Origin of the sequence: Candidatus Pseudomonas auctus, assembly GCF_048654275.1 — a bacterium.
In the GTDB taxonomy this organism is placed as follows: Bacteria; Pseudomonadota; Gammaproteobacteria; order Pseudomonadales; family Pseudomonadaceae; genus Aquipseudomonas; species Aquipseudomonas pharyngis.
Genome location: NZ_JBJYZK010000004.1, coordinates 328,338 through 349,515, shown reverse-complemented (window position 1 = coordinate 349,515; position 21,178 = coordinate 328,338). Strand labels below are relative to the sequence as shown.

The 21,178-nt window shown below is 61.6% G+C and carries 17 protein-coding genes and 3 tRNA genes; all 20 read right to left on the bottom strand.

The features are described 5' to 3' along the window. Window position 1: 1 nt before the first annotated feature. The 20 genes from ACKUG4_RS10510 to leuD all read right to left on the bottom strand — a co-directional run bounded on the left by ACKUG4_RS10510 (window position 2) and on the right by leuD (window position 21,177). Window positions 2-541, bottom strand: a complete 540-nt coding sequence (locus ACKUG4_RS10510; protein WP_007956473.1) for a (2Fe-2S)-binding protein — start codon at window positions 539-541, stop codon at window positions 2-4. After that, entirely contained in the window at window positions 534-3,365 is a 2,832-nt protein-coding gene (locus ACKUG4_RS10505) for a xanthine dehydrogenase family protein molybdopterin-binding subunit (RefSeq protein ID WP_445433945.1), read from the bottom strand. The genes ACKUG4_RS10510 and ACKUG4_RS10505 overlap by 8 nt, the downstream gene beginning before the upstream one ends. A gap of 421 nt (window positions 3,366-3,786) precedes the next feature. Next, window positions 3,787-3,863 (bottom strand) — tRNA-Asp (locus ACKUG4_RS10500). A gap of 93 nt (window positions 3,864-3,956) precedes the next feature. Next, window positions 3,957-4,033: transfer RNA gene (locus ACKUG4_RS10495), tRNA-Asp, on the bottom strand. Window positions 4,034-4,088: 55 nt separating this feature from the next. Continuing rightward, window positions 4,089-4,164: transfer RNA gene (locus tag ACKUG4_RS10490), tRNA-Val, on the bottom strand. Window positions 4,165-4,254: 90 nt separating this feature from the next. Next, window positions 4,255-5,031 carry an SDR family oxidoreductase gene (locus tag ACKUG4_RS10485; protein WP_041475192.1) on the bottom strand — a complete coding sequence of 259 codons (777 nt, stop codon included), beginning with the start codon at window positions 5,029-5,031 and terminating at the stop codon, window positions 4,255-4,257. Continuing rightward, a complete protein-coding gene (locus tag ACKUG4_RS10480; protein WP_064594841.1) occupies window positions 5,028-6,239 on the bottom strand; it encodes an O-succinylhomoserine sulfhydrylase in 1,212 nt (403 codons plus the stop codon). Before ACKUG4_RS10480 ends, ACKUG4_RS10485 begins: the two co-directional genes overlap by 4 nt. A gap of 80 nt (window positions 6,240-6,319) precedes the next feature. Continuing rightward, window positions 6,320-7,825, bottom strand: a complete 1,506-nt coding sequence (gene purF, locus ACKUG4_RS10475; protein WP_007956466.1) for an amidophosphoribosyltransferase — start codon at window positions 7,823-7,825, stop codon at window positions 6,320-6,322. A 41-nt stretch (window positions 7,826-7,866) separates the two neighbouring features. Next, the gene (locus tag ACKUG4_RS10470; RefSeq protein ID WP_039771589.1) at window positions 7,867-8,427 is read right to left on the bottom strand and encodes a CvpA family protein; all 561 of its coding nucleotides are present in this window, start codon (window positions 8,425-8,427) and stop codon (window positions 7,867-7,869) included. Between the two features lie 98 nt (window positions 8,428-8,525). After that, window positions 8,526-9,188, bottom strand: coding sequence for an SPOR domain-containing protein (locus ACKUG4_RS10465; RefSeq protein ID WP_445433944.1), 663 nt, complete (start codon window positions 9,186-9,188; stop codon window positions 8,526-8,528). Beyond that, window positions 9,172-10,479, bottom strand: coding sequence for a bifunctional tetrahydrofolate synthase/dihydrofolate synthase (gene folC, locus ACKUG4_RS10460; protein ID WP_236189381.1), 1,308 nt, complete (start codon window positions 10,477-10,479; stop codon window positions 9,172-9,174). The genes ACKUG4_RS10465 and folC overlap by 17 nt, the downstream gene beginning before the upstream one ends. After that, window positions 10,476-11,396 (bottom strand): acetyl-CoA carboxylase, carboxyltransferase subunit beta, encoded by a 921-nt coding sequence (gene accD / locus ACKUG4_RS10455; protein WP_064378840.1) that lies wholly within the window; start codon window positions 11,394-11,396, stop codon window positions 10,476-10,478. Before accD ends, folC begins: the two co-directional genes overlap by 4 nt. Before the next feature lie 192 nt (window positions 11,397-11,588). Then, a complete protein-coding gene (locus tag ACKUG4_RS10450) occupies window positions 11,589-12,203 on the bottom strand; it encodes a phosphoribosylanthranilate isomerase (protein WP_039771595.1) in 615 nt (204 codons plus the stop codon). A gap of 64 nt (window positions 12,204-12,267) precedes the next feature. Beyond that, a complete protein-coding gene (gene truA / locus ACKUG4_RS10445; RefSeq protein ID WP_039771597.1) occupies window positions 12,268-13,092 on the bottom strand; it encodes a tRNA pseudouridine(38-40) synthase TruA in 825 nt (274 codons plus the stop codon). 150 nt (window positions 13,093-13,242) lie between these two features. Then, window positions 13,243-15,879 carry a motility hub landmark protein FimV gene (locus ACKUG4_RS10440; RefSeq protein WP_445433943.1) on the bottom strand — a complete coding sequence of 879 codons (2,637 nt, stop codon included), beginning with the start codon at window positions 15,877-15,879 and terminating at the stop codon, window positions 13,243-13,245. Between the two features lie 209 nt (window positions 15,880-16,088). Beyond that, on the bottom strand, window positions 16,089-17,099 hold the full coding sequence (locus ACKUG4_RS10435) for an aspartate-semialdehyde dehydrogenase (protein ID WP_445433942.1): 1,011 nt from the start codon (window positions 17,097-17,099) through the stop codon (window positions 16,089-16,091). 193 nt (window positions 17,100-17,292) lie between these two features. Further along, window positions 17,293-18,405: an aspartate-semialdehyde dehydrogenase gene (asd, locus tag ACKUG4_RS10430; protein WP_011333354.1), complete on the bottom strand. Its 1,113-nt coding sequence runs from the start codon at window positions 18,403-18,405 to the stop codon at window positions 17,293-17,295. Between the two features lie 66 nt (window positions 18,406-18,471). Continuing rightward, entirely contained in the window at window positions 18,472-19,554 is a 1,083-nt protein-coding gene (gene leuB, locus ACKUG4_RS10425; protein ID WP_039770158.1) for a 3-isopropylmalate dehydrogenase, read from the bottom strand. Between the two features lie 69 nt (window positions 19,555-19,623). Further along, a complete protein-coding gene (locus ACKUG4_RS10420) occupies window positions 19,624-20,388 on the bottom strand; it encodes a class I SAM-dependent methyltransferase (protein WP_085689290.1) in 765 nt (254 codons plus the stop codon). 144 nt (window positions 20,389-20,532) lie between these two features. Continuing rightward, window positions 20,533-21,177: a 3-isopropylmalate dehydratase small subunit gene (gene leuD / locus ACKUG4_RS10415; RefSeq protein ID WP_007956446.1), complete on the bottom strand. Its 645-nt coding sequence runs from the start codon at window positions 21,175-21,177 to the stop codon at window positions 20,533-20,535. Window position 21,178 lies beyond the last annotated feature (1 nt).

Sequence of the window (21,178 nt, the reverse complement as noted above, 5' to 3'; positions counted from 1 at the left end):
CTTAACCCTCCTTGACCAGGCCGAGATCGGTCAGCACGTTGCGGGTGGCGTTGTAGTAACGCACGTACCCGGTGCAACGGCAGACGTGATGGCCGAGGCTGTCCTCGATGACTTGCTCCAGTTTGCTTTTGACGATTGGCTGGCGCTGCAGCTTCTCCACCAGCACGGTCGCGGCGTTGACGAAGCCCGGTGCGCAGTAGCTGCACTGGAAAGCGAATTCGTCGACGAACCGCTGCTGGATCGGGTTCAGCTCGGTGACCTGGCCTTGCTCGTCACGCTTGGCGTGGCCTTCGATGGTGCGGACTTTCTTGCCCTCGAAATAATGCGCGCCGGTGATGCAGGTGCGCACTTCTTCGCTGGTGCCATCCGGGTTGTCGACGATCACCACGCAGGCGTGGCAGATGCCCTGGCCGCAGCCCAGGCGCGAACCGGTGAGGTTCTTGTATTCGTGCAGGTAGTCGATCATCGGCAGGTCATCAGGGATGTCCACCGGGCCGACGGATTGACCGTTGAGGGTCAGTTGAAGCGGACGGTTAGCCATTGAGGGCCTCCTTGATGCGCGCAGCAGTGATTGGCAGATCGCGAACACGTTTACCGATGGCGTGGGCCACGGCGTTACCGATGGCACCGACCACCGGAATCATCACCACTTCGGCGATGCCTTTGGACGGGTCGCTTGGGGACAGCGGCGGCAGGATTTCCGACGTCTGCTTCCACACCGCCACATGGCGCGCCATCGGCAGGCGATAACGGTTGAAGTTCCAGTCCCCCTCCCCCGGCCCGCCTTCGTACAGCGGCATCTCTTCCATCAAGGCGTGACCGATGCCCATGGCGATCCCGCCTTCGAGCTGACCACGAACCAGTTCTTCGACCAGCACCCGGCCGCACTCCAGCCACGAGTGATGGTTGAGCACTTCGACTTCCGCCGAACCTTTGTTGACCTTCAACTCGACCAGCGTTGCGACCGGACTGTAGTAGGTCACGGCGGCGTTGTTCAGTTGAACCACCGGATAGGCGATGTTCTGCCGATCCAGCAGATGGAAGCCGGCGCTGGTCATCTGCGCCTTTTTCGCTTTCGGGGCGCCGTCGCCGTACTTCACCGCCAGACCGTCGAGCGGCAGACGCTCGCGCACGCCATCGATGCTGTATTCGGCCTCGGCCCAGCTCCAGCGGTTGAAACCGTGAACCGTGGCGCCAGTGACCAGACCGCGCTCGTGCGCACGCTTGGCCAGCTCTTCGAAGGTCAGTGGCTGCATGCCGTTGGCGGTGAGTTTGCCGTCGACCCAATGCGCATCTTCGCGACGCACCACGTAAGGGTTGGCCTGGCCGCCGTACGGACCCTGACGCCAGATCTCCAGCGCCGCCGGCCAAAGACCGTGGTTAAACAGCACGCGCGCCGCTTCACGGGTGGCGTGACTGAAGTAGTAGGCGGAGTTGGTCGCGGACGAGGCCGATGCCAGCTTGCCGACCCAGCGCGGGTTGCGCAGGAAGTTGTCCTGTTCGGCCTGGCTCATGATGTAAGGGTTGCCGGCGGTGACCAGCTGCATTTCATCCCACTCGGTTTCGCCGGTCTTCACGTCGTGAGCCGCGCTGCCGAGGAAATCAGCCACTACCAAGGCTTGCGAGGTGGACATGCCGGTACCGATCTCGATGCCGATGTGACGCAGGGAAATGCGGCCGTCAGCGGTGAACTCGATGCTGGCCATCGGTGCTTCGGAACCGGTGCCGAAGTCTTTCTGGCAAATGGCGAAACCCACGCCATACCAGTTGTCCGGATCCGCCGCTTCGCGCTGCTTCTTGATCGCGTCGCGGTTTTTCCAGACTTCGTGCAGCGAAGCCTTGTCGAGAATCTCGTGCAGGCGCAACGCACCGGCCGGGATCGCGCCCTGGGTGTTTTTCATCCCCGAGCGCAGCGCATTTTTGCGGCGCAGATCGATGGCATCGACACCAAGGCGATCGGCGATTTCGTCGACCATCATCTCGGTGGAGGCCATGCTCTGCAGCGTGCCGTAGCCGCGCATCGAACCTGCTTCAACGGCGCGGGAATGGTAAGCGGTGACCTGAAGGTCGTTCTGCGGCATATAGTAGATCGACTGCGCCGCCGTAGCGCCAACGGCCGCTACCGACGGGCTGTAGTTGATCCGGCCGCCACCGTCGACGCTCATCTCGGCACGGAAAATCTTGAAGCTGTGATCGGTCTTGTCCACTGCCAACTGGTAGCGGATGTCGAACGGGTGGCGCTTGATGCCGCTCTGGAACTGCTCGTAGCGGTCGTTGGCCAGGCGAATCGGCACACCTGCGCCGTACAACGCCGCCAAAGCTGCGTAGTAGACGAAAATATTGTGGTCCTTGGAGCCGTAACCGACGGTGTAACCCGGGTGCATGTTCAGGTTGGCCAGGCCGAAACGCGACGGCCCGATCATCTTCGCGGTCTCGGTGGCGGTTTCCAGCGGGCATTGGGTAGCGACGACGAAATGCAGGGTCTTGGTCGCCGGGTCGTACCAGCCGTTGCCGTTGTCCGGTTCCATCGCGGCCGGTTCGATCGACGGGGTCTTGTAACGTTCGTCAAACACCAGCCAGTTGTCCGGCGGGGTGTCGATCTCTTTCTTCATGCGATCGGCATAGAACAGGCCGCGTTCGGTCAGGTTGCCGTGCAGGTTCGGTTGGGAATTCCACACCGGACGACGGTTCTTCAGCATCGGGAACAGGATCGAGTCCTTGAGGCTAGCGAATTCGTCTTCGTCTGCCGACGTCGGGCCACCGACGCGCACATAGCGGAAACTGCCATAGGGATCGCCTTCGTAGAACGGCACTTTTGCGCCGTAACGAATCGCTTTGTCATTGAATTTGAGTTTGTTCTTGGCCTGGCGGAAACGCTCGAAGTCGTTCCAGATCAGGATCGCAACCGGGTGGCCGATGAACATCGGCACCTTGCCTTCCGGCAGCAGCGGATCCGGCGCGTGCTCTTCCGGGAACACGATGCCGTCCTTGTCCAGGTCGGCGGCGGTAACGATACGATCAGGCTGCAGATCGGCGCCGAGCCACGACAGGTCATAGCCTTCGTAGATACGGTCAGCCTTGATGGTTTTCAGCAACATGGCGTGGCCTTGCTGCTGGGGCCAGCCCGGCATGTCCTTGGAACGGATGTCGCGGGCAAACACTTTGCTGCCGCAGACCTTGGACAAGGCATCGTTACGCTGGCGCGCCTTGCCGTTGTTGCCGAGCCACTGCTCGGACGGCACGGTGACGCTGTTTTCCATCAAGGCACCGAGCGCCTGACTGCTGAGCGGCGTGAGCGTAACGCTCACACCCGCCACCAGCCCGCCCTGAAGGAACGAGCGCCGGGATATTTCACGGTTGGACATGGATCATCCTCTGGGCGGTTATGGATCCGCCCTTCTGGTTATCTACTGGGAATCTCGAGTCTTGCAGAAGCCCTTTTTGACGAAGCAAAGGGCGTGATGACAGTGCAAAGCTGACCGAAAGGTTAACTTTATAGGTTTCTGAGCTCGCAGCAAACAACCAGTTACAAAAAATTGACTAAAGAATCAAAAAATCAATGCGGCATTGCATCGCAGCGACTTGGAGACGCAGGTAGATTGCCCGGCAGCATCGAACGAGCCACGGCCAGGGTTCGTCGCCGGCTACAACGGAGGAATTTGGGAGAGGTCAAATTTCAGACACAAAAAACCCCGGTCTTTCGACCAGGGTCTTTGCTATCGATTCCGAATCAACCAGAGGTTGCGTTCGGTGTTTCAAGGCGTTCAGTGGTCCTTGAAACAGATATGGCGCAGCGGACGGGACTCGAACCCGCGACCCCCGGCGTGACAGGCCGGTATTCTAACCGACTGAACTACCGCTGCGTATCGCTTTGAGCTGACGCTCAAGTAACTCGTTTGACTGAAAGCTTCGGTGCTTTTCAATCGCGAACCAGACAGTGTCTGAATCGTTAAATATGGCGCAGCGGACGGGACTCGAACCCGCGACCCCCGGCGTGACAGGCCGGTATTCTAACCGACTGAACTACCGCTGCGCGTCGGTGCAGGCACTTTCAGCCTACGCTCTTGCTTACGCAAGTATCTCGGGAGTGGTGGGTGATGACGGGATCGAACCGCCGACATTCTGCTTGTAAGGCAGACGCTCTCCCAGCTGAGCTAATCACCCGTTTGCATCTCCGAGGCCGCGAAATTTACGCAGGTAGCGAACCTAAGTCAATAGCAGGATTGAAGTTTTTCTAAAAAAGACGAAATTGCTTCATTCCGTATAAATCATCTTCTTGGTCATGCCGCCATCGACCACGAATTCCTGCCCCGTCACAAACCCTGCATTCTTCGACAGCAACCACGCCACCATCGCTGCCACATCCTCGACCGTCCCTACCCTGCCCGCAGGATGCTGGGCATGATCGGTATCGGTCAGCGGTTCCGCGCGCCGGGCGGATGGATCCCGCGCATCGATCCAGCCCGGACTGACCGCATTGACGCGAATCTCCGGCCCAAGGCTGATCGCCAGTGCGTGAGTCAACGCCAGCAAACCGCCCTTGCTCGCCGCATAGGCTTCCGTATCAGGTTCCGACTGCGCCGCACGGGTCGAGGCCAGATTGACGATCGCCCCGTTGTGCGCACGCAGATACGGCGCGCAGTGCTTGGCCAGCAACATCGGCCCACCGAGGTTCACCGCCAACACCCGATTCCAGTAAGCCAGATCGAGACTTTCCAGCGTGATGTTGTGCGGATCGGCCACGGCAGCGTTGCACACCAGCGCATCCAGACGACCAAACTGCCCCAACACCTCAGCGACACCCAACGCCACCTGACTTTCGTCCGCGACGTCCATGGCGATGAACCAGGCGTTCTCGCCCAGCACCTTCGCCACTTTCGAACCACGGACACGATCAAGGTCGGTCAATACCACCTGCCAGCCTTCGCTGATCAGCCACGCTGCGATGCCCAGACCGATCCCCCGCGCGGCACCCGTGACCAATGCAACGCGGCCATGGGTGCCGATCTTCGGCGTAGACAACTCGATCACAACGCCGCCAGACCGCGCGACAGATCGGCTTGCAAGTCAGCCACGTCTTCCAGACCGACCGCGATGCGGATCAGGCTGTCACGAATGCCGGCAGCCTCGCGCTCCTGCGGCGCCAGACGGCCGTGGGACGTAGTGCTCGGGTGGGTGATGGTGGTTTTGCTGTCACCCAGATTGGCGGTGATCGAGATCAAACGGGTCGCATCGATGAAGCGCCAGGCGCCCTCTTTTCCGCCCTTTACCTCAAAGCTCACCACCGCGCCGAAGCCTTTCTGCTGACGCTGAGCCAGCTCGTGCTGCGGATGGCTCTTGAGACCGGCGTAATGCACCTTCTCGATGCCGTCCTGCTGCTCCAGCCATTCGGCCAGTTGCTGGGCGTTGGCGCAGTGCGCCTTCATCCGCAGGTTCAGGGTTTCCAGACCCTTGAGGAAGATCCAGGCGTTGAACGGGCTCAGGGTCGGCCCGGCGGTACGCAGGAAACCGACGATTTCTTTCATCTGTTCGCTGCGACCGGCAACCACACCGCCCATGCAACGGCCCTGGCCATCGATGAACTTGGTGGCCGAATGCACAACGATGTCTGCGCCCAGCTTCAGCGGCTGCTGCAAGGCAGGCGTGCAGAAGCAGTTGTCGACTACCAGCATCGCGCCCTTGGCGTGCGCGATTTCCGACAGCGCGGTGATATCCACCAGCTCAGCCAACGGATTGGACGGCGACTCGACGAACAGCAATTTGGTGTTGGACTTGATCGCTGCGTCCCAGGCCGACAGATCGGCCAGCGGCACGTAATCGACTTCCACGCCAAAACGCTTGAAGTACTTCTCGAACAGACTGATGGTCGAACCGAACACGCTGCGCGACACCAGCACATGATCGCCGGCACTGCACAGGCTCATCACCACTGCCATGATCGCGGCCATGCCCGTCGCCGTAGCCACCGCCTGCTCGGCGCTTTCCAGCGCGGCGATGCGCTCTTCGAAGGCGCGAACGGTCGGGTTGGTGTAACGCGAGTAGACGTTGCCCGGCACTTCCCCGGCAAACCGCGCAGCCGCATCGGCGGCGGTACGGAACACGTAGCTGGAAGTGAAGAACATCGGATCACCGTGCTCGCCTTCCGGCGTACGGTGCTGACCGGCACGTACGGCCAGGGTATCGAACGCTACGCCTTCGAGGTCGCTGTCCAGCCGACCGGCATCCCATTCCTGACTCATGCTGTCACTCCTTGCCCTGTTCTCGATAAATAAAAGTCTTTTGCCAGATACAAAACCGGCCCCTAAGGGCCGGTTGAAACTCAGTTGTTGTACAGATCGATGATCGCACTGACCGCCTGGGTCTTGACCTTCGAGGCATCGTTGCGTGCCTGTTCGATCTTGTTCAGGTAAGCCTCGTCGACGTCGCCGGTGACGTACTTGCCGTCAAACACTGCGCAATCGAAGTTTTCGATCTTGATCTTGCCGCCGCCGACCGCTTCGATCAAGTCAGGCAGGTCCTGATAGATCAGCCAGTCAGCACCGATGAGATCAGCCACGTCCTGGGTCGAACGGTTGTGCGCGATCAGCTCGTGAGCGCTTGGCATGTCGATGCCGTACACGTTCGGGAAGCGAACAGCCGGAGCCGCCGAGCAGAAGTAGACGTTTTTCGCGCCGGCTTCGCGGGCCATCTGGATGATCTGCTTGCAGGTAGTGCCACGTACGATCGAGTCGTCGACCAGCATCACGTTCTTGCCGCGGAATTCCAGCTCGATGGCGTTGAGCTTCTGACGTACCGATTTCTTGCGCGCGGCCTGGCCGGGCATGATGAAGGTGCGACCGATGTAACGGTTCTTGACGAAGCCTTCGCGGAACTTCACGCCCAGATGGTTGGCCAGCTCCAGCGCGGCAGTGCGGCTGGTGTCCGGAATCGGGATGACCACGTCGATGTCGTGCTCTGGACGCTCGCGCAGGATCTTCTCGGCCAGCTTCTCACCCATGCGCAGACGGGCCTTGTAGACCGACACGCCGTCGATGATCGAATCCGGACGCGCCAGATAGACGTGTTCGAAGATGCACGGGGTCAGGGATGGGTTGGTCGCACACTGACGGGTGTGCAGCTTGCCGTCTTCAGTGATGTAGACCGCTTCGCCCGGCGCCAGGTCGCGAATCAGGGTGAAACCGAGCACGTCCAGCGAAACGCTTTCGGAAGCGATCATGTACTCGACGCCTTCGTCGGTGTGACGCTGGCCGAACACGATCGGGCGGATGCCGTGCGGGTCGCGGAAACCAACGATGCCGTAACCGGTCACCATCGCCACAACGGCGTAACCACCGACGCAACGGTTATGCACGTCGGTCACGGCGGCAAACACATCTTCTTCGGTCGGTTGCAGCTTGCCGCGCTGGGCCAGCTCGTGAGCGAACACGTTGAGCAGCACTTCCGAGTCGGAGCTGGTGTTGACGTGACGCAGATCGGATTCGTAGATCTCTTTGGCCAACTGTTCAACGTTGGTCAGGTTACCGTTGTGCGCCAGGGTGATGCCGTACGGCGAGTTGACGTAGAACGGCTGAGCCTCGGCCGACGTCGAGCTGCCGGCAGTCGGGTAACGGACGTGGCCGATACCCATGTGGCCGACCAGGCGCTGCATGTGACGCTGTTGAAACACGTCACGCACCAGGCCATTGTCCTTGCGCAAGAACAACCGGCCATCATGGCTGGTCACGATACCGGCAGCGTCCTGGCCGCGGTGCTGGAGCACGGTTAGCGCGTCATACAGCGCCTGATTGACGTTCGACTTACCGACGATACCGACGATGCCACACATGCGACGCAACCCCTACTTAATGGATCTGAACTGAACAACACTCACTGAGGCGTTTTGGCCGACGGCAAGAGCTGCTCCTTGAACGGAATATCAGCGGGTACGCTGATTCCGCTGGCAAGCCACTGACTGCTCCACCCGAGAATCAGGTTCTTGGACCAGTCTGCGACCAATAGAAACTTTGGCACGAGCTGTGATTCTTTCCACCACCCGTCCTGCTGTACCGGCCCCAGGCTCAACAGCCCGACCGCCACGACCACCAGCAACACGCCACGCGCAGCGCCGAAGGCCATGCCGAGGAATCGATCGGTTCCGGACAACCCGGTGACGCGAACCAACTCGCCGATAAGATAATTGATCATTGCGCCCACGATCAGTGTGGCGACAAACATGATGGCACAGCCCGCGATCACGCGAGCCGACGGTGTTTCGATGTATCCGGCGAGGTACTCGGACAGTGAGCCACCGAACATCCAGGCAACAGCTCCTGCGATGATCCAGGTCACCAGCGACAATGCTTCTTTGACGAAGCCGCGGCTCAAACTGATCAAAGCGGAGATGGCGATGATTGCAACGATCGCCCAGTCAACCCAGGTAAATGGCACAGTGCAGCCTACAGACGGATAAGGCGGCGCATTTTAGCAGAGCGCATGGCTGTCGGTAAGCTGCGATTTTCAGTGCATTTCTATCGAAGTGATAGATATCAGCCGCGTTCAGGCTGGAAGCGCACCACAAACCCCTTGAGGTTCTGCTGGCGGCTCAACAGATCGCGCAGACGATCGGCTTCGGCGCGCTCGATCAGCGGGCCGACGAACACCCGGTTCTTGCCATCGGCCGAACGGATGTAAGCGTTGTAACCCTGGCTGCGCAGGGCTTTCTGCAGGCTTTCGGCGCTGGCACGGCTCGACAGGCTGGCCAGTTGCACTGACCAGCTCACCGACAGGCCATTGGCATCGACGCGGCTTTGAGTGGTATCCGGTTTGGCAGACAGCGCAGCGATCGGCTGCGCCGGAGCCGTGGTTGGCTTGGCCACGGGAGCGGGAGCCGGCGCAACCGGTTTGGCTACCGGCGCCGGAGCCGGAGCTGGTGCGGCGGAAGCAATCGGCGCCGTTGGCACAGCCTGCTCGGCGACTTCGTCATCGCTTGGCACTGGCTCTTGCGGCAGAACCTGAGGCTCAGGCACCGCCACGGTTTCCATCTGGATCTGCGCCACGGCGGGCGCTTGCGGCGCAGCCGGCGCCTCGACGGTCACCTGACGCTGTTCATCCTGACGGGAAAACAGCATCGGCAGGAAAATCACCGCCAGCGCCACCAGCACCAGGGCACCGACCATGCGCTGCTTGTACGCTTTATCCAGCAAAGCCATTTGCCGCTTCCTCCGTGGAGCGCCGAGACAGCCATTCGAGGGCCTCGGCGACACAATAAAATGATCCGAACAGCAAGATCTCGTCGTCGCTGGTGGCCACTGCACACTGCCCTTCCAGAGCGGCCGCCACGCTGTCATAAGACGTGACCGAGGCGCCAAGGTTCTGCAATGCCTGATTCAATTCATCCACCGGACGCGCACGTGGCGAATCCAGTGGCGCCACCGCCCAGTGCTGGACGCTGGCATTCAACTCACCGATAACACCGTCCAGATCCTTGTCCGCCAGCAGGCCGAACACCGCCAGACGCTTGCCGACCGGTGGACGCGCAGCCAGACGCCGGGCCAGATACTCCGCCGCATGCGGGTTGTGGCCAACGTCCAGCAACAGGTTCAGACGTTTGCCGTTCCATTCGAAGGAGCGACGATCGAGGCGACCGACCACGCGAGTTGCCTGCAGCGCCGCAACAATCTGCCCGGCATCCCACGGCAAACCGAGCAGCAGATAAGCCTGCAACGCCAACGCGGCGTTCTCCATCGGCAGATCAAGCAGCGGCAAATCACGCAGCTCGACGACCTGACCGTCAGCATCGGTGCCACGCCACTGCCAGAACTGATCCGTGATACCCAGGTCGAAATCCCGCCCGCGCAGGAAGAACGGGCAAGCAAGCTCGCGCGCCTTGTCCAGCAAGGGTTGTGGAGGATTCAGATCGCCGCACAGCGCAGGTTTGCCCTGGCGGAAAATCCCGGCCTTCTCGAAGGCCACGGATTCACGGGTATTGCCCAGATAGTCGGCATGATCGACACCAATGCTGGTGACCAGCGCGATATCGGCATCGACCACGTTGACCGTGTCAAGACGCCCGCCCAGCCCGACTTCCAGCACCACCGCATCGAGCCCGGCCCGTTGAAACAGCCAGAACGCCGCCAGGGTGCCCATTTCGAAGTAAGTCAGGGAAGTGTCGCCGCGCCCCGCTTCGACCGCCGCGAAGGCTTCGCACAGCTGCGCATCAGTGGCTTCGACGCCATTGAGCTGCACCCGCTCGTTGTAACGCAGCAGGTGCGGAGAATTGTAGACACCGACGTTCAGGCCCTGCGCCCGCAGCAAGGAAGCCACGAAAGCGCAGGTCGAACCCTTGCCGTTGGTGCCGGTGACCGTAATCACCCGTGGCGCCGGCTGGCCCAGTCCCATGCGGGACGCTACCTGTTGCGAACGCTCCAGCCCCATGTCGATGGCCGATGGATGCAACTGTTCAAGGTAGGCGAGCCACTCGCCAAGGGTGCGCTCGGTCATACGTTGGCAGGCACCGGCGGAACGACGATCGGCTCGATCGGCGCAGCAACGAATTTAGGCGTCGGCTTGCCGGTCAGTTGCGCCAGCAGGTTACCCAGACGCGGGCGCAGTTCGCGACGGTCGATGATCAAATCGATGGCGCCGTGCTCCAGCAGGAACTCGCTGCGCTGGAAGCCTTCCGGCAGTTTTTCACGCACGGTCTGCTCGATCACGCGCGGGCCGGCGAAGCCGATCAGGGCTTTTGGCTCGCCGACGATCACGTCGCCCAGCATCGCCAGACTGGCGGAAACGCCGCCGTAGACCGGATCGGTCAGCACAGAGATGAACGGAATGCCTTCTTCGCGCAGGCGCGCCAGCACGGCCGAAGTCTTGGCCATCTGCATCAGAGAGATCAGGGCCTCCTGCATGCGCGCGCCACCGGAAGCGGAGAAACAAACCATCGGGCAACGGTTTTCCAGCGCGTAGTTGGCGGCGCGCACGAAGCGCTCACCGACGATGGCGCCCATGGAACCGCCCATGAAGCTGAATTCGAACGCCGAAACCACGACCGGCATGCCCAGCAGGGTGCCGCTCATGGAAACCAGTGCGTCTTTCTCGCCGGTCTGCTTCTGGGCAGCGACCAGACGGTCCTTGTACTTCTTGCCGTCACGGAATTTCAGACGGTCAACCGGCTCCAGGTCAGCACCCAGTTCGGCACGGCCTTCGGCGTCCAGGAAGATGTCGATGCGCGCCCGTGCGCCGATGCGCATGTGGTGGTTGCATTTAGGGCAAACGTCCAGGGTCTTTTCCAGCTCCGGACGATACAGCACAGCCTCGCAGGACGGGCATTTGTGCCACAGACCTTCAGGGACCGAGCTCTTCTTGACCTCGGAACGCATGATCGAAGGGATCAGCTTGTCTACCAACCAGTTGCTCATGCTTTCTTTCTCCAGTACCGGCGGCCCGAACGCTCTGGTTCGCGGCCCCGCGTATGCCCTTCAGCTAAATTCATGTGTGGCGATGATCGGCCGGGCTGCCGGGTCAGCGGAACTGACCTGCGTACACCCCGAAAAGACCCTCAGCCTCTTTTCTACAGAGCTGTGGACGGCGGCAGTCTGCCAGCCGTCACATCAGCGTACGGCGTTGATGAATGCACGAATCTTTGCGTGATCCTTGATGCCCTTGCTCGCCTCTACCCCGCCGCTGACATCCACGGCATACGGCCGCACCCGGGCGACCGCATCGGCGACGTTCTCCGGCGTCAGGCCGCCGGCCAGAATCAACGGCTTGCTCAAACCCTGCGGAATCAGTGACCAGTCGAACGCCTCGCCGGTTCCGCCGGGCACGCCTTCGACATAAGTGTCGAGCAGCACGCCACTGGCGCTCGGGTAGGCATCGCAGGCGGCGGCAATATCATCGCCCGCCTTGACCCGCAAGGCCTTGATGTAAGGCCGGTGCCAGCCTTCACACTCGGCGGCGGTTTCGTCGCCGTGGAACTGCAACAGATCCAGCGGCACGGCATCGAGGATTTCCCCGAGCTCGCAACGGCTGGCATTGACGAACAGCCCGACCGTGGTCACGAACGGCGGCAATGCAGCGATGATCGCCCGCGCCTGCTGCACGGTCACGGCCCGGGGACTTTTAGCGTAGAACACAAAACCGATGGCATCGGCCCCGGCCTCGACGGCTGCCAACGCATCTTCTATGCGGGTAATCCCGCAAATCTTGCTGCGAACGGCTGACATGTCGATAAAAACCCCAAGGCAAATCCGAGAAAGTCCCGGATGGTAACAAATGCGTTCGAGGGCGTCAGCCGTCAAGTTCCGCGAAACCCGTAAGGAAATGTGGCCCGATGAAACGCTCGGGCAACGGGAACTCGTCGTGGTACTCGACCTGCACCAGATACAGGCCGAACGGATGCGCCGTGACTCCGCCGGAACGCCGCTCGCGGCTCTCCAGCACTTCTTTCATCCACTCCACCGGCCGCTCGCCGGCACCGATAGTCATCAGCACACCGGCGATGTTGCGCACCATGTGATGCAGGAACGCGTTGGCGCGGATGTCCAGAACGATCATTTTGCCGTGACGGGTCACGCGCAGGTGATGCATCTTCTTGATCGGCGACTTGGCCTGGCACTGGCCGGCACGGAAGGCACTGAAATCATGAGTACCGATCAGGTACTGCGCGGCCTCGGCCATGCGCTCGACGTCCAGCGGACGGTGATTCCAGGTGATTTCTTCGTTGAGATGCGCCGGGCGGATCTGATCGTTGTAGATCACGTAGCGATAGCGCCGGGCAATCGCCTTGAATCGCGCATGGAAATGCGCCGGCATGACCTTCGCCCAACTGACGCTGATGTCGTGGGGCAGATTGATGTTGGCGCCCATGACCCAGGCTTTCAGCGAACGGTCGACCTGGGTGTCGAAATGCACCACCTGCCCGCAGGCATGCACACCGGCGTCGGTGCGCCCGGCACATTGCAGTGAAATCGGCGAGTCGGCGACCTTCGACAGGGCTTTTTCCAGGGTTTCCTGCACGGTGAGCACACCGGTGGACTGGCGCTGCCAGCCGCTGTAGCGCGAGCCCTTGTATTCAACGCCCAGCGCGACGCGGAAAAAGCCTTCGGGTGCCATTTCGGCGGCCGGGTTATCTATGTTTGCCAAGTCGGTACAGCCTGCTGATCTACAAAGGCGGGCATTATAAGGCGGCGGGACGGGGAAACCAGACCCAAACAAAAACGGCAGCCTCATGGGCTGCCGTTTTGTTTACCGCTGAATGCCGACTTAGGCCAGATGCGACAGCATTTCGCTCGCTTCGCTTTTCTGCTTGTCGTTGCCCTCACTGATGACCTCATTGAGGATGTCGCGCGCACCGTCGTTGTCGCCCATGTCGATATAGGCCTGAGCCAGATCGAGCTTGGTCGCGGCTTCGTCAGTACCGGACAGGAAGTCGAAGTCATCCTCCCCCAGATCATCACCCAGCGCCGCATCGGCTTCGGTGAAGCTTGGCTCGTTGATGCTGCCCGACAAGCGATCCAGCTCGGCGTTGACGTCGTCCAGTTCGGCGGCGAACGCATCCGGCTCGGCTGGCGCCGCGTCCATTTCGTCAGCCAGGGACAGGTCGAAATCGGCTGGCAGCTCCAGATCGTCCTGCGGCACGTCGGCCACGGTTGGAGTTTCGACCAGCGGCAGATCCTTCACTCCTTCGTCCAGATCCAGCAGGAAATCATCGTCTGCCAGCTCGACCGGCGTAGGCGCAGGGTCGGCACCGAGATCCATATCCAGGTCGAAATCCGACAGGTCGTCGAGGTTTTCCTTGATGTCGGTCTGCTGTTGCAGCACCGACTCGAAGCTCAGATCGTCGTCCGATGGAAATTCGTCGAGTTCGACCGGCGCTTCCGGCTCGACAGCAGCCACAGGCTCAACCGGCGTGATGTTGTCGAGATCGTCGAGGCTCAGGTCGAAAGCGCTGTCCAGTTCAGCATCTGCCGCGGCAGGCGCTTCAGGCTCGTCGAGCAACAGCTCCTTGACGTATTCCGCGTCCAGCTCGGCAGCCATGGCCGCAGCCGCCAGACCGCTGGCCGCGACGACCGCCATGGCCGGGAAGCGGCTTTTCAGCTCTTCGACCTTGGCGAAGTTGTCGCCATTGGCGACCAGTTGGCGCTCCTGACCGACGAACGCATCGCGATCACCCTGACGACCGTAGACTTCCATCAGTTTCAGACGCAGATCGCTGCGCTGCGGCTCCAGGCTCACGCCCTCCTCCAGCAACGCGGCGGCTTGATTCAGACGACCGCCGTCGATGTGCGACTGCGCCTTGTCCAGCACGTCGTCGGAACGCTCGGCGGCCGGCGCCACCAGCGGCGCGGCGATCGGCTCGGCCATCACGACTGGCGCCACTACAGCAGCAGCGGCTGGGGCTGGGGCTGGGGCTGGGTTCAGCTTGACGCTGGCGGCTGGCACTTCCAGACCTTCGAAGCTGCTTTCAGGCAGATCGAGATCCTGGGAGAAGGATTGCTCCTCCAGGGCACGGGCCATGCGCAGGTGTTTTTCGGCTTCCTGCTGCGCCTTGCGGCGGCGGGCCAGCAGCAACAGCAGGAGCAGCAGAACCACCGCACCGCCACCGACCAGACCCAGCAGGATCGGATTGGTCAGCAGTTCGTTGAAGGTTTTCTCGTCATCGGCGGCCGGCGTGGTTTCAACCACAGGCTCGACAACCGGCTCGACTGGTGCCGGAGCGGCGGCTTCAGGCGCAGGTGCGCCCGGAGCAGCCTCTGCCGGAGTGGCCGGCGGCGTGGCCGCCAGTTCCGCGGTGATCGCCGGCACCACTGGCGCAGTGGCGGCGGTCGCGGGAGCAGCACCCGAACCTTCGGCCTGCATCTTCGCCAGTTGATTGTTCTTCAGCTCGATCAGGCGTTGCAGCTTGTCCAGCTGGCTTTGCAGATCGGCCATGCGGCTTTTCAGCTCTTCGTTGTCACGGCGGGTGGTGTCGAGACTCTCCTGGGTCACCGCCAGTTTGTTGCTCAGGGCCTTGGCGTCGCCGGCCGGACCCTTGCCACGCGCCTTGGCGCTTTCGGCGGACACCAGGCTCAGGTTGTCCTTGGCGTTTTGCGCAGCGCCGGTATTGGCGCGGCCACGATTGGTCGCATCGAGTTGCTGCTGACCGGTGCCCGGCTTGGCCACATAACGACGGCCCTGACGCCAGGCTTCGTTCTGCGCGGCCACTTCGGCAATCGCTTTGGACTGCGGCAGTGCGGTGCTTTGCACTTGGTCCGGCAGACGCAGCACCTGACCGGTTTTCAGGCGGTTGATGTTGCCGCCGATGAACGCGTCCGGGTTCAAGGCCTGGATCGCCAGCATGGTCTGCTGCACCGAACCGCCGGTGCGCGCCTTCGCGGCGATTTCCCACAGGGTGTCGCGCGGCGTGGTGGTGTGGGTCGAATGGGTGGCGCCGGTGGTCGGTGCGGTAATGGTTTGCGCTGGCGCGGGTTGAGCGGCGGCATCGGCGGTCTGCGGCGAAAACTTCGACGGATCCAGCAGCACGCTGTAGTCACGCAGCAGGCGACCGTTCGGCCACATTACCTGCACGAGGAATTTCACCATCGGTTCCGACAGCGGTTTGCTCGAGGTAACGCGCAGCACACTTTTGCCGCTGGCGTTGAGCACCGGGGTGAACGTCAGATCATTGAGGAAGGCCTGGCGATCGACGCCGGCCTTGGCGAAATCTTCCGGCGAGGCCAGGCTCGGCACCACTTCGGCAGCGGTCAGATCCTTGACATCGAGCAGCTCGATTTCCGCTACCAGCGGCTGGTTCAGGGTCGACTTCAGGGTCAGCTCCCCGAGCCCGAGGGCATGCGCCATACCGGAGGACAGCGCCGAGGCGGCCGCTATTGCTAACACCAGTTTGCGAACTTGAACCATAGCCTCTTCCTTTGTTTGAACGTTCCTCGGCCAGCGAGAAGATGTTGATAGTCGCTGCCGTAAGGCATTGCGCGCGACGACGACAGCATGCCGCGCGCGATCATTTCTTTGATGCCCCGGAAAGTCCCGGAGGGTGACACGTTGCCAACTGCTCCGGCCAAGCATAGCGCCCGGCTAGAATCAGTCGACAAATTGTTGCCAAGTATCTTTTACAGCAGGTCTTTTATCAACAACTCGGCGACCTGCACGGCGTTGAGGGCCGCACCTTTGCGTACGTTATCTGACGTCAGCCACAGATTAAGTTCCGACGGTTCGTCGACACCGGCACGTACCCGCCCGACGCAGACCACGTCCTGCCCCACCGCGTCACCGACGGCGGTCGGATAATCACCGGCTTCGACCAGCTCGATGCCCTCGGCCTCTTCAAGCGCGGCGTTAACCTTTTCCAGGTCGACCGCGCTCGCTGACTGCAAGGTCACGCTAAAGCTATCGCCAAAAAACACCGGGGCTTGAACACAAGTTGCGGAAATCTTTAATAAAGGCTTGGTCAGCACCTGACGCAGCTCGCGCACCAGGCGTTTTTCCAGCAGCGTATGACCTTGCGCATCCGGTGTGCCGACCTGGGCCAGCAGGTTGAAAGCCATCTGCCGGTCGAAGAATGTCGGCTCCAGCGGACGCATGTTCAGCAGCTCGGCGGTCTGGCGCGCCAGCTCGGTCACGGCTTCGCGGCCCTGGGCGGAAACCGCCAGATTGGCGGTGACATGCACGTATTGCAGTTCGATCAGATCGAGCAGCGGCGCCAACACCACGGCCAAAGTAGTGGCCGACGGGCTTGGACTGCTGACCTGGAACGGTACTTTCAAACCGGCCAGCACATCGGCATTGGCTTCCGGCACCACTTGCGGCGCCTGATCCGCCGGCAAGGCGCCGGACAGATCGACCAGCGAGCAACCCGCCGCGTGAGCGCGGGCGGCGTAACTCAGGGTGATGGCCGGGCCGGCGGCGAAGAACGCCAGTTTGACCTTGCTGAAATCGAACTCGTCGACTTCACGCACGCGCACGTTCTTGTTGCGAAACAGCACTGAGCTGCCGGCGGATTCGCTGCTGGCCAACAGGTGCAGCGTGCCGACCGGGAAGTCGCGTTCTTCGAGAATCTGCACAAGGGTTTCGCCGACAGTACCGGTGGCGCCGATCACGGCAATATCAAGGGTCTGGGTCATGTTGCTACCTCTGGCGAAACGGGGGGAGCGGCACTTTACCGGGTGAGTCGCACGCAGGCAATTCGCGCCCGCCGCGAATAGCGGACGCGGAGCGTCCATGGCTGCATTCCCACGCAGAGCATGGGAACGATCAACAGGTACAAAAAAACCCGCGCCTCTTGCAAGGCGCGGGTTCTTTCATTGCATCAAGCGATCAACGCTCAAGCAGGATCCGCAGCATGCGACGCAGCGGTTCGGCCGCGCCCCACAGCAGTTGGTCGCCGACGGTGAAGGCACCGACGAACTGCGAACCCATGTTCAGCTTGCGCAGACGACCGACCGGTACGTTCAGGGTGCCGGTGACTTTCGTCGGGCTCAGCTCCTGCATGCTGATTTCACGGTTGTTCGGCACCAGCTTGACCCAAGGGTTGTGCTGGCTGATCAGCCCTTCGATGTCGGCGATCGGCACGTCCTTGTTCAGCTTGATGGTCAGCGCCTGGCTGTGGCAACGCATGGCGCCGATGCGCACGCAGATGCCGTCGACCGGGATCGGGCTCTTGAAGCGACCGAGGATCTTGTTGGTCTCGGCCTGGGCCTTCCACTCTTCGCGGCTCTGGCCGTTCGGCAGTTCCTTGTCGATCCACGGGATCAGGCTGCCGGCCAGCGGTACGCCGAAGTTTTCGGTCGGGTATGCGTCGCTGCGCATGGCTTCGGCCACACGGCGGTCGATGTCGAGGATCGCGCTGGCAGGATCGGCCAGTTGATCGGCGACAGCGGCGTGGGTCGCGCCCATCTGCTTGATCAGTTCACGCATGTTCTGTGCACCGGCACCAGACGCCGCCTGATAGGTCATGGCGCTCATCCACTCGACCAGACCGGCCTCGAACAGACCACCCAGGCCCATCAGCATCAGGCTGACGGTGCAGTTGCCGCCGATGTAGTTCTTGGTGCCTGCGTCGAGCTGCTGGTCGATGACCTTGCGGTTGACCGGATCGAGGATGATAACGGCGTCGTCGTTCATCCGCAGGCTCGAGGCCGCGTCGATCCAGTAACCCTGCCAGCCGGCTTCGCGCAGCTTCGGGAATACTTCGCTGGTGTAGTCGCCGCCCTGGCAGGTCAGGATCACGTCGAGGGTTTTCAGCTCTTCAATGCTGTAAGCGTCCTTGAGCGGAGCAATGTCCTTGCCCACGGACGGGCCTTGGCCACCGACATTGGAAGTGGTGAAAAACACCGGCTCGATAAGATCGAAATCCTGCTCTTCCAGCATCCGCTGCATGAGCACGGAACCGACCATGCCGCGCCAACCGATCAGACCTACACGTTTCATCGCAACTACACCTTCTTGAAAAGTGGGCCGCTGCTTTGTATTGAATTTCGCAGCGGGCCCGAGAGATTACAGATTCCGCAGCGCGGCGACTACTGCGTCACCCATTTCCTGCGTACCGACTTTAGTGCAACCGGTCGAAAAGATGTCGCCGGTGCGCAGACCCTGATCCAGCACCACGCTGACCGCTTTCTCGATGGCGTCGGCGGCTTCGTGCAGGTTGAAGCTGTAACGCAGCATCATCGACACCGACAGGATGGTCGCCAGCGGGTTGGCAATGCCTTTGCCGGCGATGTCCGGTGCCGAGCCGTGGCAAGGCTCGTACATGCCCTTGTTGTTGGCGTCCAGCGAGGCCGACGGCAGCATGCCGATGGAGCCGGTGAGCATCGACGCTTCATCGGACAGGATGTCGCCGAACATGTTGTCGGTGACGATCACGTCGAACTGCTTCGGTGCACGCACCAGTTGCATGGCGGCGTTGTCGACGTACATGTGGCTCAGTTCAACGTCCGGGTAATCCTTGGCCACCTGCTCGACCACTTCACGCCACAGTTGGCTGGACGCCAGCACGTTGGCCTTGTCCACCGAGCACAGCTTCTTGCCACGCACGCGGGCCATGTCGAAACCGACGCGGGCGATGCGGCGGATTTCGCTCTCGCTGTACGGCAGGGTGTCGTAGGACTGGCGCTCGCCGTTTTCCAGGGTGCGGGTGCCGCGCGGTGCGCCGAAGTAGATGCCGCCGGTCAGCTCACGGACGATCAGGATATCCAGGCCGGCAACGATTTCCGGCTTCAAGCTCGAAGCCTCGGCCAGTTGCGGGTACAGGATCGCCGGGCGCAGGTTGCCGAACAGGCCCAGTTGCGCACGGATTTTCAGCAGACCGCGCTCAGGGCGGATATCACGCTCGATGGTGTCCCATTTCGGGCCGCCGACGGCGCCCAGCAGCACCGCGTCGGCGGCACGGGCGCGATCGAGGGTTTCGTCGGCCAGCGGCACGCCGTGCTTGTCGATGGCGGCGCCACCGATCACGTCATGGCTCAGCTCGAAGCCCAGGCTGTACTTGTCGTTGGCCAACTCCAGCACCTTGACCGCTTCGGCCATGATTTCCGGACCAATACCGTCGCCTGGGAGAATCAGAATCTGCTTGCTCATGCTTTCCTCGTGTCTTCAGTCGGTGCGCCGTCGACGGGCGCGCCGGGAAAAATGCTTGTCGTTCGAAACTTACTTTTCGGCCCAGAGCACCAGTACATCTGTACTGAACGAACCATCGGCCTCAATCTCAAAATATTCGCGCACTTCGTTGCCCATCGACTGCTGCAACTGGCGGATCGCGGCGCGCATCACTTCGGGTGTGCGCATGCGCTCGACCCAGCTGTTGTACTCCAGACGCAGGCGCTGACGCGTAGTGCTGCGGGTGTGCAAACCGGCCTCGCTGACCTGGCGCAACCACTCACCGGCCGAATAATCGCGCACATGGCTGGTGTCGCGCAGCACTTCGACGCTCTGCAAATAGGTGTCGAACAGCGGACTGCCCGGCGACAGCACATCGATGAACGCCGCCACGCCACCCGGTTTCAGCACCCGGCGCACTTCGCGCAAGGCCACACCGAGATCGCTCCAATGGTGCGCCGAATAGCGGCTGAACACGAAGTCGAATTCGCCATCGGCGAACGGCAGGTGCTCGGCGGCGCCGTTGACCGTGGACACATTGCTCAAGCCGCGATCAACGGCCGCGGCGGCAACCACGTCGAGCATCTGTTGCGACAGGTCGTAGGCCACCACTTCCTTCACCAACGGGGCGACGTGAAAACTCACGTGCCCGGCGCCGCAACCCAGGTCCAGCACCCGCGCCTCGCCCTGCCCCGCCAACTCAGCCTGCAGCAGCGCAAATTCAGTGCCTTGAGCGTGAACGGCGCTGCTCAGGTAGGCGGCGGCCTGTTCACCGAATTGCTTTTGTACAACCTGACTGTGGGCGGTGCTGGTCATGGGTACGTCCTTTTCTGGGTCAAGTCTTGCGCTGCCTATGCCGGCCTCATCGCTGGCAAGCCAGCTCCCACAGTAAATGCAGCGTTCACAAAACCTGTGGGAGCGGGCTTGCCCGCGATGGGGTCAGCCCTGACTACATCAATCTCACGCGTCGCGGAACAACCACGGCTGGCTCGCGCGATGCTTGGCTTCAAACGCGGCAATCGCATCGCCGTCCTGCAGGGTCAGGCCGATGTCGTCCAGGCCGTTGAGCAGGCAGTGTTTGCGGAAAGCGTCGATCTCGAAGCGGTAGACCTTACCGTTCGGGCTGGTGACGGTCTGCTCGTGCAGATCGATCTGCAACTGATAGCCCGGCGCGGCTTCGACCTGCTTGAACAGCTCGTCGACTTCGGCGTCGCTCAGGATGATCGGCAGCAAACCGTTCTTGAAGCTGTTGTTGAAGAAGATGTCGGCATAGCTCGGCGCGATGATGCTGCGGAAACCGTATTCTTCCAGCGCCCACGGCGCGTGCTCACGGCTGGAACCGCAACCGAAGTTTTCGCGGGCCAGCAACACACTAGCGCCTTGATAGCGCTCGGCGTTGAGCACGAATTCTTTGTTCAACGGACGTTTGGAGTTGTCCTGATACGGCTGACCCACATCGAGGTAACGCCATTCGTCGAACAGGTTCGGGCCGAAACCGGTGCGCTTGATCGACTTCAGAAACTGCTTCGGAATGATCTGATCGGTGTCTACGTTGGCACGATCCAGAGGCGCGACGAGACCAGTGTGCTGGGTAAAAGCTTTCATG

Excerpts from the sequence above, each read along its gene's own strand:
- ACKUG4_RS10510 (WP_007956473.1), bottom strand. The coding sequence starts at position 541 with ATGGCTAACCGTCCGCTTCAACTGACCCTCAACGGTCAATCCGTCGGC.
- ACKUG4_RS10505 (WP_445433945.1), bottom strand. The coding sequence starts at position 3,365 with ATGTCCAACCGTGAAATATCCCGGCGCTCGTTCCTTCAGGGCGGGCTG.
- ACKUG4_RS10480 (WP_064594841.1), bottom strand. The coding sequence starts at position 6,239 with ATGAGTCAGGAATGGGATGCCGGTCGGCTGGACAGCGACCTCGAAGGC.
- purF (WP_007956466.1), bottom strand. The coding sequence starts at position 7,825 with ATGTGTGGCATCGTCGGTATCGTCGGTAAGTCGAACGTCAATCAGGCG.
- ACKUG4_RS10465 (WP_445433944.1), bottom strand. The coding sequence starts at position 9,188 with ATGGCTTTGCTGGATAAAGCGTACAAGCAGCGCATGGTCGGTGCCCTG.
- folC (WP_236189381.1), bottom strand. The coding sequence starts at position 10,479 with ATGACCGAGCGCACCCTTGGCGAGTGGCTCGCCTACCTTGAACAGTTG.
- accD (WP_064378840.1), bottom strand. The coding sequence starts at position 11,396 with ATGAGCAACTGGTTGGTAGACAAGCTGATCCCTTCGATCATGCGTTCC.
- ACKUG4_RS10450 (WP_039771595.1), bottom strand. The coding sequence starts at position 12,203 with ATGTCAGCCGTTCGCAGCAAGATTTGCGGGATTACCCGCATAGAAGAT.
- truA (WP_039771597.1), bottom strand. The coding sequence starts at position 13,092 with ATGGCACCCGAAGGCTTTTTCCGCGTCGCGCTGGGCGTTGAATACAAG.
- ACKUG4_RS10440 (WP_445433943.1), bottom strand. The coding sequence starts at position 15,879 with ATGGTTCAAGTTCGCAAACTGGTGTTAGCAATAGCGGCCGCCTCGGCG.
- ACKUG4_RS10435 (WP_445433942.1), bottom strand. The coding sequence starts at position 17,099 with ATGACCCAGACCCTTGATATTGCCGTGATCGGCGCCACCGGTACTGTC.
- asd (WP_011333354.1), bottom strand. The coding sequence starts at position 18,405 with ATGAAACGTGTAGGTCTGATCGGTTGGCGCGGCATGGTCGGTTCCGTG.
- leuB (WP_039770158.1), bottom strand. The coding sequence starts at position 19,554 with ATGAGCAAGCAGATTCTGATTCTCCCAGGCGACGGTATTGGTCCGGAA.
- ACKUG4_RS10420 (WP_085689290.1), bottom strand. The coding sequence starts at position 20,388 with ATGACCAGCACCGCCCACAGTCAGGTTGTACAAAAGCAATTCGGTGAA.
- leuD (WP_007956446.1), bottom strand. The coding sequence starts at position 21,177 with ATGAAAGCTTTTACCCAGCACACTGGTCTCGTCGCGCCTCTGGATCGT.